The sequence below is a fragment of the Streptomyces sp. NPDC088116 genome (genome assembly GCF_044741745.1).
GTDB lineage: Bacteria > Actinomycetota > Actinomycetes > Streptomycetales > Streptomycetaceae > Streptomyces.
Window position 1 is genome coordinate 139,988 of the sequence record NZ_JBIUTF010000008.1, and the last position, 14,556, is coordinate 154,543.

General features: G+C 70.5%; 13 protein-coding genes. 8 read left to right on the forward strand and 5 right to left on the reverse strand.

Annotation, left to right across the window (positions count from 1 at the left end; translation table 11 throughout):
* Positions 1–126 precede the first annotated feature (126 nt).
* Positions 127–1,068, forward strand: coding sequence for an NAD(P)-dependent oxidoreductase (locus ACIOJD_RS29535; protein WP_401919087.1), 942 nt, complete (start codon positions 127–129; stop codon positions 1,066–1,068).
* Positions 1,065–2,504 (forward strand): SLC13 family permease, encoded by a 1,440-nt coding sequence (locus ACIOJD_RS29540; RefSeq protein WP_401919089.1) that lies wholly within the window; start codon positions 1,065–1,067, stop codon positions 2,502–2,504. Before ACIOJD_RS29535 ends, ACIOJD_RS29540 begins: the two co-directional genes overlap by 4 nt.
* 214 nt (positions 2,505–2,718) lie before the next feature.
* Here the strand turns inward: ACIOJD_RS29540 and ACIOJD_RS29545 are convergent, their stop codons facing one another.
* The 4 genes from ACIOJD_RS29545 to ACIOJD_RS29560 form a co-directional block, all read right to left on the reverse strand.
* Positions 2,719–4,260 (reverse strand): MFS transporter, encoded by a 1,542-nt coding sequence (locus ACIOJD_RS29545; protein ID WP_401919091.1) that lies wholly within the window; start codon positions 4,258–4,260, stop codon positions 2,719–2,721.
* The gene (locus ACIOJD_RS29550) at positions 4,257–4,805 is read right to left on the reverse strand and encodes a TetR/AcrR family transcriptional regulator (protein WP_401919093.1); all 549 of its coding nucleotides are present in this window, start codon (positions 4,803–4,805) and stop codon (positions 4,257–4,259) included. Before ACIOJD_RS29550 ends, ACIOJD_RS29545 begins: the two co-directional genes overlap by 4 nt.
* Positions 4,806–5,238: 433 nt before the next feature.
* Entirely contained in the window at positions 5,239–6,666 is a 1,428-nt protein-coding gene (argH, locus tag ACIOJD_RS29555) for an argininosuccinate lyase (protein WP_401919095.1), read from the reverse strand.
* A gap of 84 nt (positions 6,667–6,750) precedes the next feature.
* Positions 6,751–7,944, reverse strand: a complete 1,194-nt coding sequence (locus ACIOJD_RS29560) for an argininosuccinate synthase (RefSeq protein WP_401883329.1) — start codon at positions 7,942–7,944, stop codon at positions 6,751–6,753.
* Positions 7,945–8,151: 207 nt separating this feature from the next.
* On the opposite strand from ACIOJD_RS29560, the gene ACIOJD_RS29565 reads away from it, so the two are divergent.
* The 6 genes from ACIOJD_RS29565 to ACIOJD_RS29590 all read left to right on the forward strand — a co-directional run bounded on the left by ACIOJD_RS29565 (position 8,152) and on the right by ACIOJD_RS29590 (position 13,935).
* Entirely contained in the window at positions 8,152–9,105 is a 954-nt protein-coding gene (locus ACIOJD_RS29565) for a hypothetical protein (protein WP_401919097.1), read from the forward strand.
* A 91-nt stretch (positions 9,106–9,196) separates the two neighbouring features.
* Complete coding sequence (locus ACIOJD_RS29570; protein ID WP_401919098.1) at positions 9,197–9,778, forward strand: pyridoxamine 5'-phosphate oxidase family protein; 582 nt, start codon at positions 9,197–9,199, stop codon at positions 9,776–9,778.
* 268 nt (positions 9,779–10,046) lie between these two features.
* Positions 10,047–10,814 carry a L,D-transpeptidase gene (locus tag ACIOJD_RS29575; RefSeq protein WP_401919389.1) on the forward strand — a complete coding sequence of 256 codons (768 nt, stop codon included), beginning with the start codon at positions 10,047–10,049 and terminating at the stop codon, positions 10,812–10,814.
* A 129-nt stretch (positions 10,815–10,943) separates the two neighbouring features.
* The gene (locus ACIOJD_RS29580; protein WP_401919099.1) at positions 10,944–12,275 is read left to right on the forward strand and encodes a ferric reductase-like transmembrane domain-containing protein; all 1,332 of its coding nucleotides are present in this window, start codon (positions 10,944–10,946) and stop codon (positions 12,273–12,275) included.
* A gap of 8 nt (positions 12,276–12,283) precedes the next feature.
* Positions 12,284–13,132: an FMN-binding protein gene (locus tag ACIOJD_RS29585; RefSeq protein ID WP_401919100.1), complete on the forward strand. Its 849-nt coding sequence runs from the start codon at positions 12,284–12,286 to the stop codon at positions 13,130–13,132.
* A gap of 71 nt (positions 13,133–13,203) precedes the next feature.
* The gene (locus ACIOJD_RS29590; protein ID WP_401919390.1) at positions 13,204–13,935 is read left to right on the forward strand and encodes an FAD:protein FMN transferase; all 732 of its coding nucleotides are present in this window, start codon (positions 13,204–13,206) and stop codon (positions 13,933–13,935) included.
* A gap of 75 nt (positions 13,936–14,010) precedes the next feature.
* On the opposite strand, the gene ACIOJD_RS29595 is transcribed toward ACIOJD_RS29590, so the two are convergent.
* Positions 14,011–14,553: an arginine repressor gene (locus ACIOJD_RS29595; RefSeq protein WP_401919101.1), complete on the reverse strand. Its 543-nt coding sequence runs from the start codon at positions 14,551–14,553 to the stop codon at positions 14,011–14,013.
* Positions 14,554–14,556 lie beyond the last annotated feature (3 nt).

The window sequence follows — 14,556 nt, forward strand, 5'->3', positions numbered from 1 at the left end:
CCGCCGCTGACGGGTCCGGCGCGATCGCGGCACCCGACCGCCGCTCACCGGCTGCATCGCCCTGTCTCCTTCTCACCCCTGTGCTTCTTCCCCGCACCCCGCCTTACCCACCTCCAAGGAACCCGCATGCCTTCTTCCACTCCCGTGTCCGCCACGTCCTCCTCCGCCGCCCCGCGTACCGCCGTCATCGGCCTGGGCGCCATGGGCCTGCCGATGGCCCGGCACCTGGCGGGCGCACTGCCCGTGACGGTCTTCGACATCTCCGACGAGCGGCGCGCGCTCGCCGTCGCCGACGGCGCCTCGGAAGCGGCCACCCCCGCCGAGGCCGCGCGCGACGCCGATGTCGTTCTCCTCGCCGTACGGGACCAGGCCCAGGTCGACAGCGCGCTGTTCGGCGAGAACGGGGTCGCGCGGACCGTACGCGCCGGAGCCGTGGTCGTGCTCACCAGCACGGTCGGCCCCGACGCGGCCCGTGCGACCGCCGCCGCCCTCGCCGAGCACGGCGCCCTGCTCGTGGACGCCCCGGTCAGCGGGGGCCCGGCCCGCGCCGGGACCGGGGATCTGCTGATCGTCGTCGGCGCCGACCCGGCCGCCCTCGACCTGGCCCGGCCGGTCCTGGACCGGCTCGCCTCGACGCTCACCGTGATCGGCGGCAGGCCCGGCGACGGCCAGGCGCTCAAGGCCATCAACCAGCTTCTGGCCGGCGTGCACATCGCCGCCGCGGCCGAGGCCGTGGCCCTCGCGCGCGGCCTCGACCTGGACCCGCGGACGGTGATCGACAGTCTGAGCCAGGGCGCGGCGGGATCGTTCATGTTCGCCGACCGCGGACCGCGCATGGCGCAGGCGTACGGGGAGGACGCGGAAGCGGTCGAGGTCCGCTCGCGCCTCGACATCTTCGTCAAGGACATGGGGATCGTGACCGGTATCGCGAAGAACGCGCATGTGCCGGTGCCGCTGGCCGCCGCCGCCGAACAGCTCTACCTGCTGGGCGAGCGGGCGGGGCTGGCCGGCCGCGACGACTCCTCCATCGTCACCGTGCTCTCCCCAGCGGACGGTGAGGACCGATGAGTCACAACTCCCTGCTGTTGATCGCCGCGGCGGGGGTGGCACTGCTGCTCCTGCTGATCATCAAGGCGAAGGTCCAGCCGTTCGTCGCGCTCATGGTCGTGAGTATCGGGGTGGCGCTGGCGGCGGGTGTGCCCGCGGCCGACCTCGTGTCGACCATCGAGGACGGCATGGGCTCGACGCTCGGCCATATCGCCACGATCATCGCGCTCGGCGCCATGATCGGCCGGATCGTCGAACTCTCCGGTGGCGCGGCCTCCTTGGCGCACTCCCTCATCGCGCGCTTCGGCGAGAAACGCACGCCGCTCGCGCTCACGGTCGCGGGCTTCCTGCTCGGCATCCCGGTCTTCTTCGAGGTCGGTCTGATCATCCTGATGCCGATCGCGTACGGGGTCGCCCGTGCCTCCCGTAAGCCGCTGCTCGTCTACGCCCTGCCGATGGCGGCGGCCATGCTCACCGTCCACGCCTTCCTGCCGCCGCATCCCGGTGCGGTGGCGGCGGCAGCCACGATCGGCGCCGACCAGGGGTGGGTGCTGCTCTTCGGCATACCGCTGACGGCGGTCGTGATCCTCGCGGGCCATCTGCTCGCCAAGCGCATGACCCGACGTGAGTACACGCTGACGGCCGATGTGTACGAGAAGGTCTACGGCGACGGTGGCGGCGAGCCCGTCGATTCTCCCGAGTCCATCGCGTCCGGCGGGGATTCCGGCAGCGGCGGGAGCGTCCCAGGAGGTCCGGGAGGACAGCCGGTGAGCGGGAGCGCGAACCCGCCGTCCTTCGGCATGGTCGTGAGCCTGATCATCACCCCGATCGCCCTCATCCTGCTGGGCACCATCGGTACGAACACCCTCGCCGAGGGCTCGGTCACCCGCGCTGTGCTGACCGTGCTGGGCGCGCCGATGGTCGCGCTGCTGATCGCGGCGGGGCTGGCCGCGTACTTCCTGGGCGTACGGCGCGGCTGGTCGAGCGGCCAGATATCCAGCGTGATGGGGTCGGCGCTGCCGGGCGTGGCGATGGTCATCCTGGTGGCGGGCGCGGGCGGCGTGTTCGGCAAGGTGCTGGTCCAGACCGGCATCGGGGACGCGGTGGCCGACATCCTGGACCGCACCGGACTGCCGCTGCTGGCACTGGCGTTCGTGATGACGCTGCTGCTGCGGGCGGTACAGGGGTCGGCGACGGTCGCGCTGGTGGCGACGGCCGGTCTGATCACCCCGCTGCTGCACCGCACCGATCTGTCGGCGCAGCAACTGGCCCTGGTCTGCCTGGCGATGGGCGCGGGCGCGCTGGCGGTGTCGCACATCAATGACGCCGGGTACTGGATGTTCACCAAGCTGGCGGGGCTGGAGGTGGGGGACGGTCTGCGGACGTGGACCGTCCTGACGACGGCGATGGGGGTGTTCGGTTTCGCGCTGACGGGCCTGCTCTGGCTGGTGGTCTAGGGTCTTTCGTTTGGATCAGGCCGGATCAGGGAGCGGGGTCTGGTGCCGTGGATCGCAAGGCGGAGGAGCGAGGCGACGCGGAGCGTCGTGGACTGACGACAACGCGGCGAGGCGCGGCACCAGGGCACGCGAGCCCGGCAAGAGCCAAACAAGAGGCCCCAGGTCGCGGACAAGGTCTCGTCCGGTTCCTGTCCGGGTCACGGACAGGAACTGCTCAGTGCTCCACACCGTCCTCCAGCTTCTGGCCGCGCAGCAGGAACCACGCGGCGGCCGATGTCGCCAGCAGCACCGCCGCCCCGACACCCGCCGCGAGCCGCAGGCCGTCCACGAAGGCGTCCTGCGCCGCGGCGACCAGGGCCGCGCCCGAGGCGTCGTGGAGGCGGGCCGCCGCCTCGACCGCGCCGCCCAGCGATTCGTGGGCGGCCGACGACGCCGCCGCCGGGACTCCGGCCGGGGTGGGGAAATCCCGGTAGACGCCGGTGACGATCGAGCCCAGCACCGCGATACCGAGCGCGGCACCCAGTTCGTACGCCGTCTCGGACACGGCGGAGGCCGAGCCCGCCTGTTCCGTGGGGACGCTGGAGAGGATCACGTCCGCGGTGACGGTGAAGGAGAACCCCGCGCCGACTCCGACGACCAGCAGCACCGCGCCCAGCAGCGGATAGCCGGTGGACTGACTGATTCCGGTCACGACCGCGAGGGCCACACCGATCGCCCCGAGCCCGCCGGCCACCACGGACCGCACGGAGAAGCGGCGCGCGGTCGTCCCCGCGATGAGCCCCGCCGTCACCGCGCCGACCGCCGCGGGCAGTTCGGCCAGGCCCGCTTCCAACGGCGAACGTCCCTGGACCAGTTGCAGATACTGCGACAGGAAGAAGACCAGCCCCGACAGGCCGAGAATGGTCAGCAGATCCGCCAGCACCGCGCCGGAGAAACCGCGGTGGTGGAACAGCCGCATGTCCAGCAGCGGGGCCGGCAGTGTGAGCTGACGCCGTACGAACCAGTACAGCCCGCCCGCGCCGAGCAGGCCCACCACGACGACATGCGGGCTCGGGCCGTGCGCCGCCAGCTCCTTGACCGCGTACACGATGCCGACGATGCCGACGAGTGACAGCAGCACACTGGCCGGGTCCCAGGGGCCCGGCGCCGGGTTCTTCGATTCGGGCAGCGTCTTGATGCCCACGAGCACCAGCAGCGCCATCACCGGCAGATTGATGAGGAAGACCGAGCCCCACCAGAAGTGCTCCAGCAGGAAGCCGCCGACGACGGGGCCGACGGCCGTGCCCGCGCTGGCCATCGCTCCCCAGATGCCGATGGCGAGACTGCGTTCCTTGGGGTCGTGGAAGATATTGCGGATCAGAGCGAGCGTGGACGGCATCAGGGTCGCGCCCGCGACCCCCAGCAGCGCCCTGGCCACGATCATCATCTCCGGGCTGGTCGCATAGGCGTTGAGTACGGAGACCCCGCCGAACGCGACCGCGCCCGTCAGCAGCAGCTTCTTCCGGCCGATACGGTCACCGAGGCTGCCCATCGTGACCAGCAGCCCGGCGATGACGAACGAGTAGATGTCACCGATCCACAGCAGCTGGGTGCCCGTCGGCTTCAGATCCTCGCTCAGGAACGGGGTGGCCAGGCCCAGCACCGTGGCATCCACGGCCACCAGCAGGACGGCCAGCACCAGCACCGCGAGTGCGATCCACCGCCCGGGACGGGGGGTGAACTCGCTCTCCGTCGCCGCCCGGTGGGTACTGGTCATGTGTTCACACTCCGTCGTGCGCCGCCGAGCAGCAGCTCGATGATCATGTACTGGAAGTCTTTGGCGGCGACCCGCCCGTCCTGGACCGCCCAGGCTCCGGCGCCTATGAGTCCGTAGAGCGCCTCGGTCAGCCAGGCGGGGCTGAGGTCGATCCGGAACTCACCCTGCTCCTGCCCGCGCCGGAACAGCGCGGAGAAGCGGCCGTCGATCCGGTCCCAGCCGGTGTCGATGTCGCCCTCGAAGAGCTGGTTCTCGGTGATGAGGAAGGCGAGCAGTCCGGCGGCGGGCTCGACGAGCCCGACGAGCCGTCGCAGCGCGTCGCCCGCCGGACCCTCGTCGAGCCGGGCGGCGTCGAGCGCCTTCTCCATCTCCCGTATGCCCAGCTCCTCCAGCGCCTTGATCAGCGCCTCCCGCCCGGCGAAGTGCCGGTGGAGTGTCGCGCGGCCGATCCCGGCGGCCCTGGCGACCTCGTCCATGGTGGCCGTCGGCTTACGGGTGAGGAGCGCGGCGGCGGTGCGCAGCATCTGATCTCGATCAACGGCCATGAGGCGAGAGTAACCCATACGAGACATCAACGTCTCATTCTCTACGGTGGCCGAAGCCGACCCGCCGGGAAGGAACCCGCGATGAGCCCGTCCGGAAGCATGCGAGTCGCGTGAGACCGGTGAAGCCGCTGCTGCTGATCGATGTCGACGGGTCGCTGAACCCGTACGCCGCCCTCTGCGGCCCAATGCCGCCGGAGGGCTGCACGCGGCAGCGGCCGGGCGGCCGTTCACCTGGGTCGAGACGACGAGATCACGTCGTGAGACCACGAGTGGGTGGACCAACAGCACGACGCCGCCGCCCTGTTGCCGCGGATCGATCCCGGCACCGGGTCGGCCCGGCCGGACTTCGACACGCTCGCGGACTGGGCGGCGGCGCTGTAGGTACGACCGCCGGCTCGCGCCGACGGCTACTTCCGAGGGCTGGTTCCGACAGCTACTTCTTGGCGTCGGCCCAGGCGTGCTGTATCACCAGATCGGCCTTGACCTCGGAGAGCTGAACGGCCACGGCGGACGGAGCCGTACCACCACGGCCGTTACGGGAGGCCAGCGCGCCCGGCACATTGAGCACGGACCGCACCTCGGGAGTGAGGTGTTCGGAGATCTTCGCGAATTGCTCGTCCGTCAGCTCGTCCAGCTCGATGCCCAGCGCCTCGCACTGCTTGACGCACTCCCCCGCGACCTCGTGCGCCACCCGGAACGGCACACCCTGCCGGACCAGCCACTCGGCGATGTCCGTGGCGAGCGAGAAACCGGCCGGGGCGAGCTCCTCCATCCGCTGCCGGTTGACCGTCAGCGTCGCCATCATCCCGGTGAAGGCCGGGAGCAGCACCTCCAGCTGGTCGCAGGAGTCGAAGACCGGCTCCTTGTCCTCCTGGAGATCACGGTTGTACGCGAGCGGCAGCGCCTTCAGCGTGGCCAGCAGCCCGGTCAGATTGCCGATGAGCCGGCCCGACTTGCCGCGCGCCAGCTCCGCGATGTCCGGGTTCTTCTTCTGCGGCATGATCGACGAGCCGGTGGAGAACGCGTCGTGGAGGGTGACGAAGGAGAACTCCTTCGTGTTCCAGAGGATGATCTCCTCGGCGATCCGCGACAGGTTGACGCCGATCATCGCGGTGACGAAGGCGAACTCGGCGACGAAGTCGCGCGAGGCCGTGCCGTCGATGGAATTCCCGGCGGAACCGCGCTCGAAGCCGAGGTCCATGGCGACGCCCTCGGGGTCGAGCCCGAGCGAGGATCCGGCCAGCGCGCCGGAGCCGTACGGGGAGACCGCCGTGCGCTTGTCCCACTGCCGCAGCCGCTCCGCGTCCCGGGACAGGGACTGCACATGGGCCAGCACATGGTGGGCGAAGAGGACGGGCTGCGCGTGCTGGAGGTGCGTGCGGCCCGGCATCGCGACGTCCGCGTGCTTCTGGGCGAGGCCCACCAGGGCGTCCTGGAGGTCGGCGATCAGACCACCGATGGTCCGGGCATGGTCGCGGAGGTACATCCGGAAGAGCGTGGCGACCTGGTCGTTACGCGACCGTCCGGCGCGCAGCTTGCCGCCGAGGTCGGCGCCGAGACGCTCCAGCAGGCCACGCTCCAGAGCGGTGTGGACGTCCTCGTCGGCGACGGTGCCGGTGAACGAGCCGTCGGCCACATCGGCTTCGAGCTGGTCGAGACCGGCCAGCATGCGGGTCAGCTCGTCATCGGTGAGCAGCCCGGCCTTGTGGAGCGCACGGGCGTGGGCGCGGGAGCCCGCGATGTCGTACGGCGCGAGCCGCCAGTCGAAGTGGACCGACGCAGACAAGGCTGCCAGCGCGTCCGACGGGCCGTCGGCGAAACGGCCGCCCCAGAGCCGGACGTCACCGTTGTTGCTGCTCACTGCTGCTCCTTGGAGGGGGTCGGGAAAGAACGACCGCCTCCCCGCCGCTGAGGATCGGGGAGGCGGACTGTCGAACGACTCGGATCAGGCGAGGTCACGCCGCGCGGCGATCTTCGACGAGAGGCCGAAGATCTCGATGAAGCCCTGCGCCTTGGACTGGTCGAAGGTGTCGCCCGAGTCGTAGGTGGCGAGGTTGAAGTCGTACAGCGACTCGTCCGACTTACGGCCGGTGACGACGGCGCGGCCGCCGTGCAGTGTCATCCGGATGTCACCGGTGACGTGCTGGTTGGCCTCGTTGATGAAGCCGTCCAGGGCACGCTTGAGCGGCGAGAACCACAGGCCGTCGTAGACGATCTCGCCCCAGCGCTGCTCGACCTGCCGCTTGTAGCGGGCCAGCTCGCGCTCGACCGTCACATTCTCCAGCTCCTGGTGCGCGGTGATCAGCGCGATGGCGCCCGGAGCCTCGTAGATCTCCCGGGACTTGATGCCTACGAGGCGGTCCTCGACCATGTCGATCCGGCCGATGCCCTGGGCGCCGGCCCGCTCGTTGAGCTGCTGGATGGCCTGGAGAACGGTGACGGGCTTGCCGTCGATGGCGACCGGGACGCCCTCCTTGAAGGAGATGACGACCTCGTCGGCCTCACGCGGCGTGGCCGGGTTCGAGGTGTACTCGTACACGTCCTCGATCGGGCCGTTCCAGATGTCCTCCAGGAAGCCCGTCTCGACGGCGCGTCCGAAGACGTTCTGGTCGATGGAGTACGGGGACTTCTTGGTGGTCGCGATCGGGAGGTTCTTCTCCTCGCAGAAGGCGATCGCCTTGTCCCGCGTCATCGCGTAGTCACGGACCGGGGCGATGCATTTCAGGTCGGGACCGAGGGCGGTGATGCCGGCCTCGAACCGCACCTGGTCATTGCCCTTGCCGGTGCAGCCGTGGGCGACGATCCCGGCGTTGTGCTTGTTCGCGGCGGCGACGAGGTGCTTGACGATCGTCGGCCGGGAAAGGGCGGAGACCAGGGGGTAACGGTCCATGTAAAGGGCGTTGGCCTTGATCGCCGGGAGGCAGTACTCCTCGGCGAACTCGTCCTTGGCGTCCGCGACCTCGGCTTCGACGGCACCGCAGGCGAGCGCGCGCTTGCGGATGACGTCCAGGTCCTCGCCGCCCTGGCCGACGTCCACGGCAACGGCGATGACCTCGGCGCCCGTCTCCTCGGCGATCCAGCCGATGGCGACGGAGGTGTCCAGGCCGCCCGAGTAGGCGAGTACGACGCGCTCGGTCACGGGTATCTCCTTACGATGCATTCACTGATGGGCATAAGTATGCATCCCTCCGTATGATTCGTCAATCTCGGCCCTGATTGAACGTGGGACGACCGCGCCTCGTATCCCCCACCGAACGCAGGCGCCGCGTTTCACCACCCAGGGAGAGCCGTCCGGCAGCGCACCCGGGCGGCCCCTGCCCCACCCTGATCCGAGTGAGGTTTCCGCATGTCCAGGGCTCTTCCGAAGTACAACAAGCGCCGTGTCCTCATCGCGGGCGGCGCGGCCGCGGTCGTGTTGTCCGGGGCCGTGATCGTCAGTAACGCCATGGCCGGGGAGGGCGACAGCGGACAGGGCGCGGGCGGCGCGGCGGCCGCGGCGTCACCCGGAACGGTGAACTGCCCGGACGTCGCGCCCAGCCTCCCCGAGGTCCCGGCCTCCGCGCAGGCCGAGATCGACCGGAACCTCGCGCTTCTGGACACCCAGATCGCCGAGGCCAACCAGCGCCTGATCGACACCGTCGGCCAAGGCGGCGCCAACTTCGTACAGAACGCCATCCTCGGCCCCCTCGCCGACAAGCGCGTCGCCACCATCAACCGCATGGCCACCGCCATCGGCCGCACCGCCGAAAAGCCCGCCGGACTCGACTCACTCGCCACCTGCACGCTGAACGCGGGAGGCGGCGACGCGGCGGGTGGCGACGCTGGTGCCGGAGACGCTGGTGCGGGGGACGCCGGCGCCGGGGACGCCGACGCGGGCGACGCTGGTGCCGGAGACGCCGGCGCCGGGAACGCGGGTGCGGGAGACGCCGGCGCCGGGAACGCGGGAGCCGGAGACGCCGGTGCGGGAGCCGGGGCGGGCGAAGCGGGAGCCGGGGACGCGAGTGGCGTCGGTACGGTGAACTGCCCCGACGTCGCCTCCAGCCTGCCCGTCGTGCCCACCTCGGCCCAGGCCGAGATCGACCGGAACCTCGCCCTCCTGGACACCCAGATCGCCGAGGCCAACCAGCGCCTGATCGACACCGTCGGCCAAGGCGGCGCCAACTTCGTACAGAACGCCATCCTCGGCCCCCTCGCCGACAAGCGCGTCGCCACCATCAACCGCATGGCCACCGCCATCGGCCGCACCGCCGAAAAGCCCGCCGGCCTGGACGCGCTCGCTCCCTGCACGCTGAACAACTGACCGGTACGGGGCGGGGGAAGGGCGTCGGCATCGCCCTTCCCCCGCCCCGTATTCCCTTGTTCGGCGCCGCCGCCGGACGATAATCATCCATATGGGAAAACTCTACGAACGCATCGACGGAAGAATCCGCGCCTTCATCGAGGAGCAGCCCGTCTTCTTCACCGCCACCGCCCCGCTCGCGGACGACGGTCATGTCAATGTCTCGCCCAAGGGACGGGCCGGAACGCTGGTGGTGATCGACGAGCTGACGCTGGCCTATCTCGACTTCGGCGGCAGTGGCGCCGAGACCATCGCGCATCTGCGGGAGAACGGCCGCATCACCCTGATGTGGTGCGCCTTCACCGGACCGCCCAAGGTGCTGCGGGTGCACGGCCGGGGCGAGCCCGTCTTCCGCGACGACCCGCGCTGGGCCACGTACATCCGGCACTTCCAGGAGACCGACGGGCCGAGCGCCCGCGCGATCATCGTGATCCACGCCCTGCGCGTCAGCGACGCGTGTGGATTCGCCGTGCCCTTCATGGACTACCGGGCGGAACGCACCCAGCACGCCGAGCACTTCGGCCGGAAGTCGGACGAGGAGTTCGCCGCGTACTGCGAGAAGAAGGACCACGTCGGGGTGAGCCTGGATGGCCTACCCGCGCTGCCGCTGCCGCTGCCCGCACGTACGGTCTGAGATCACACCGACCGTACGAAGGGGCTGCCCCATGTCCGCAGGCGCCACAGCGAACTCCCCTGTCACAGCGATCAGACCCGTCGAGCCCGCCGAGTCCACCGAGCCCGTCGAGCCGGTCAGACCCGTCAGACCTGCCGAGCCCCACCGGCCCATCGAGCCCCGCGGGTCTCTCCGATTTCGCAGGTCCCTCGGATTTCTCAAGCCGCTCAGACCCATCAGACCTCTCCGGCCCGGCAAGCCCCTCACGGCCTCGAACCGGACGCCCCGCATCTTCCGTAAGCGCTTCGCCGTCGCCTGTGCCGCCGCCCTGCTCGCCCAGCTCACCCTGGCGGCCGCCCCCTGCCCGGACCCCACGCCGGCCGGCGCCTCGCTCCCCGAACGGATGGCCGACACCGGCGGCGGCACCCAGCTGATCACCGCCGAGGCCCCACGCACGTCTTCCACCACCGGCACCCTCACCTGGTGGGAGCTGCGGCAGGACCGCTGGCACCGGGCGGGATCGGCCGAAGCCCGGTTCGGCTCGGGCGGGCTCGTGGAGGGGACGGAGCGGCGCCAGGGCACCTCCACCACTCCGGTCGGGCTGTACGGCTTCCCGTACGCCTTCGGTATCAAGGACGCGCCCGACGGTACGAGATTCCCCTACCGCCGGGTCACCGACCGGTCCTGGTGGTGCCAGGACAACGACTCCCCGCACTACAACCGCTGGGTCGAGCCCCTGCCCGGCAGCTGTCGGGCCGCCGAGGCCGAGCACATGATCACGTACACCGGGCAGTACGACCACGGTCTGATCACCGACTTCAACTACGACCGTCCCGTGCGCGGCCGGGGCGCCGGGATCTTCCTCCATGTCAACGGGCGTGGTGCCACCGCCGGTTGCGTGTCGGTCCCCGCCGACGCGATGTTGCGCATCCTCGCCTGGGCCGACTCGGACCGGAGCCCGCACCTCGCGATCGGCACATCCACCGGACCGACCGCCATCACGGCGGTCACCGCCGACAACGCCCGTGCCGCACTCGGAGGAACAGCCAAAAACTGAATTCACGGCTCCCCGTCCTCTCCTGGTTGAACCCGCCGTCGCTCAAATCCGTATCGGCGGACACCAGGAGAGTTGAGGAGCAGTGCCGTGGCGATGTTGCACAACGGTCGGGCCGCCAGAAGACAGACCATGCGCGCGATCCGCCCGCAGCGGTCGGGCGCGCTGCCGCTGTTGGTGCTGTGCTGGGCGGGCGCGGCGGCCGTCATGGCCCTGTGGTGGCAGAACACCCTGGTCGTACGGATGGACATGGCCGAGTGGCTGACCGGGGCGGGCCGGCTCACCGGGCTGCTCGGCGGCTACCTGATCGCGATCGTGGTGCTGCTGATGGCGCGCGTTCCCGCGCTGGAGCGGCGGGTGGGCTCCGACCGGGTGGCGCGCTGGCACGCGATGAGCGGCCGGTACGCGATCAGCCTGGTGATCGCGCATGTCGGACTGACCGTCTGGGGATACGCGGTGCAGTCCGGGACCGGGTTCGTGGAACAGACCGTCAGCGTGGTCACCGAGTTCCCCCGGATGATCGAGGCGACCGCCGGAACCGCGCTCTTCCTGGTGATCGGCTTCGTCTCGGCGGGGGCGGTGCGCCGCAAGGTGCGTTACGAGACCTGGTACTACCTCCATCTGCTCACCTATGCCGCGGTCTATCTGACCTTCTGGCACCAACTCGCCACCGGCGCCGAGTTCGTCGCGAACCAGACGGCCCGTACCGCCTGGTACGTGTTGTACGGCGCGGCCGGCGCCCTGCTGGTCTGGTACCGCGTGCTGGCCCCGATCCGGCTCAACCAGCGCCACCGGATGCGGGTCGAGAAGACCGTGTACGAGGCGCCCGGTGTGGTCTCCGTACTGATCACCGGGCGACGGCTGCACCGGCTCGGCGCCCAGCCAGGCCAGTTCTTCCGCTGGCGGTTCCTGACCGACGGGCTGCGCTGGAGCTCCAATCCGTACTCCCTGTCGGCTCCGCCCCGGCCCGATCTGCTGCGGATCACCGTCAAGGCGAACGGCGAGCACAGCGCGGCCCTGTCCCGGCTCGAACCGGGCACCCGGGTGTGGGCGGAGGGGCCGTACGGAGCCATGACGGCGGCCCGGCGCAGCAAGGAGAAGGTGCTGATGATCGCGGGTGGCGCCGGTATCACCCCGATGCGCGCCCTGTTCGAGACGCTGCCCGGCGAATCCGGCCATCTGACCCTCCTCTACCGGGCCAGCAAGACCGAGGACCTGGCGCTCTGGGGCGAGTTGCGGCAGATCGCGTCGGCGCGCGGGGCCCGGTTGCTGTACGCGGTCAACGGGCCCGACGGCGTACGGCCCGAGATCACCCCGCAGCGGCTGCGGGAGCTGCTGCCGGACATCGACGAACACGACGTCTATGTCTGCGGGCCCACCGGGCTCGCTCGTCAGTCGTACGAAGCCCTGCGTGAAGCGGGCGTGCCGGCCCGCCGTATCCATCATGAGTCCTTCGAGATGTGAGGCAGTCCATGAAGAGGAAGCACCCGCTCCGGCGGATCATGATCGGTGCCGCCGCGACGGCGTCGGGGGTTGTGCTGCTGCTCGCACTGAAGCAGCCGGGCGGGTCACCGGTCGGCGGGGTGTCCTCCCAGGCGGGCGCCGGGGCGGGGGCCGCCGCGGGGGCCGCCGCGGGGGCCGCCGCGGGGGCCGCCGCGGGGGCCGCCGCCGGCGGGCAGACCGTGCTCGGGGACGCGGTGAAGACCCAGTACGGCCCGGTCCAGGTCCAACTCACCCTCGACAACGGCAAGATCACCAAGGCCGAAGCCGTCCAAGCACCCAACTCCGACGCACGCAGCCAATCCATCACCGCCGACGCCGTACCCCAACTCAACCAAGCCACCCTCACCACACAAAGCGCCCAAGTCGACGCCATATCCGGAGCCAGCTACACCAGCAAGGGATACCAACAGTCCCTCCAGAGCGCGCTCGACAAGGCGGGTTCCGGTTCCGCGAGCGGTGGGGCGGAGGCCGGGGCGGGCGCGGATTCAGGAGCCGAGGCCGGCGCGGGCCAGGAGGCCGGGGCCGGTGCCGGATCCGGGGGCGGTCAGACCGTACTCGGGGATGCCGTGAACACCCAGTACGGCCCCGTCCAGGTCCAACTCACCCTCGACAACGGCAAGATCACCAAGGCCGAAGCCGTCCAAGCACCCAACTCCGACGCACGCAGCCAATCCATCACCGCCGACGCCGTACCCCAACTCAACCAAGCCACCCTCACCACACAAAGCGCCCAAGTCGACGCCATATCCGGAGCCAGCTACACCAGCAAGGGATACCAAGAATCCCTCCAGAGCGCGCTCGACAAGGCGGGTCTCTGATGCCGGGGGACGCGGCGTCGGGTGATGTGGTCTCGGGGGACGCGGGCCGGTTGCGTCATGTCGAGGAGTCCATGGGCACGGTCTTCTCGTTCGACATCCGCGGCGCCCAGGACGAGGCCAGGGTCCGTGCCGGGCTCCGGGCGGCCGTGGCCTCCCTGCACCGCGTGGACGAGGTCTTCTCGCCGTTCCGTCCCGACAGCCAGATCATGCGGCTGGGCCGAGGCGAACTGGCCCTGTCCGACTGTGTGACGGAGGTCCCCGAGGTGCTGGAGTTGTGCACGCGGGCGGAGCGGGAGAGCGACGGCTGGTTCACCACCGGCTACGGCGGCGGCCTCGATCCGACGGGGCTGGTGAAGGGCTGGGCGGTGGAACGGGCGGTACGGATGATCGCCTCGTCCGGTGCCGCCTCGGTGTGTCTCAACGGCGGCGGCGACGTCCAACTGCTCGGCGGTCCCTGGCGGGTGGGCATCGCCGATCCACTGCACCCGGGCGAACTGGCCATGGTGATCGAGACACAGGAGGGCCTGGGAGTGGCCACCTCGGGCCCGGCCGAGCGCGGCTGTCATGTCCTCGACCCGCATACGGGCGAGGCCCCGGTCGACGCTCTCGCCTCGCTCACGGTCGTCTGCCGGGAGGGTCTGACCATGGCGGATGCGAGGGCGACCGCCGCGTACGCCATGGGTGAGCGGGCGCGGGACTGGCTGGAGGCGCTGCCGGGCGCCGAGGGCTTCGCCGTCACCACGGACGGAGGCACCTGGAAGACCAGTGGCTTCCACCGCTACACGGCGAAGCTGAACGCCTGACACGGGGCCTTCGCCGGGACTTCTGGTGCGGGGTCCTCGAACAGCGAGCGCGATCGAGGACCCGGACCACACACCTCAGCGGTCGTTCTGAGCCAGTTTCAGCAAGTGGTCCGCGAGGGACTGGCCGCCCGCCGGATCGCGGCTGATCAGCATCAGGGTGTCGTCACCCGCGATGGTGCCGAGGACATCGCTCAGTTCCGCCTGGTCGATCGACGAGGCGAGGAACTGGGCCGCGCCCGGGGGCGTGCGCAGGACGACGAGATTGGCCGACGCCTCGGCGGAGATCAGCAGTTCGCCGGCCAGCCTGCGCATCCGCTCCTCCTTCGCCGACTCGCCGAGCGGGGCGTGCGGGGTGCGGAAGCCGCCCTCGCTGGGGACCGCGTAGATCAACTCGCCGCCGGTGTTACGGATCTTCACCGCGCCCAGTTCGTCCAGGTCCCGGGAGAGCGTCGCCTGCGTGACGCTCAGCCCGGTGTACGCGAGCAGCTTCGCCAACTGGCTCTGGGAGCGCACCGGCTGCCGGTTGAGGATGTCGACGATCCTGCGGTGGCGCGCCGTTCTGGTCTGCGGCACCGACGGTCCGCCCTGCTCGGATTCCTGTCCCTGGGCCTCGGTCATCGT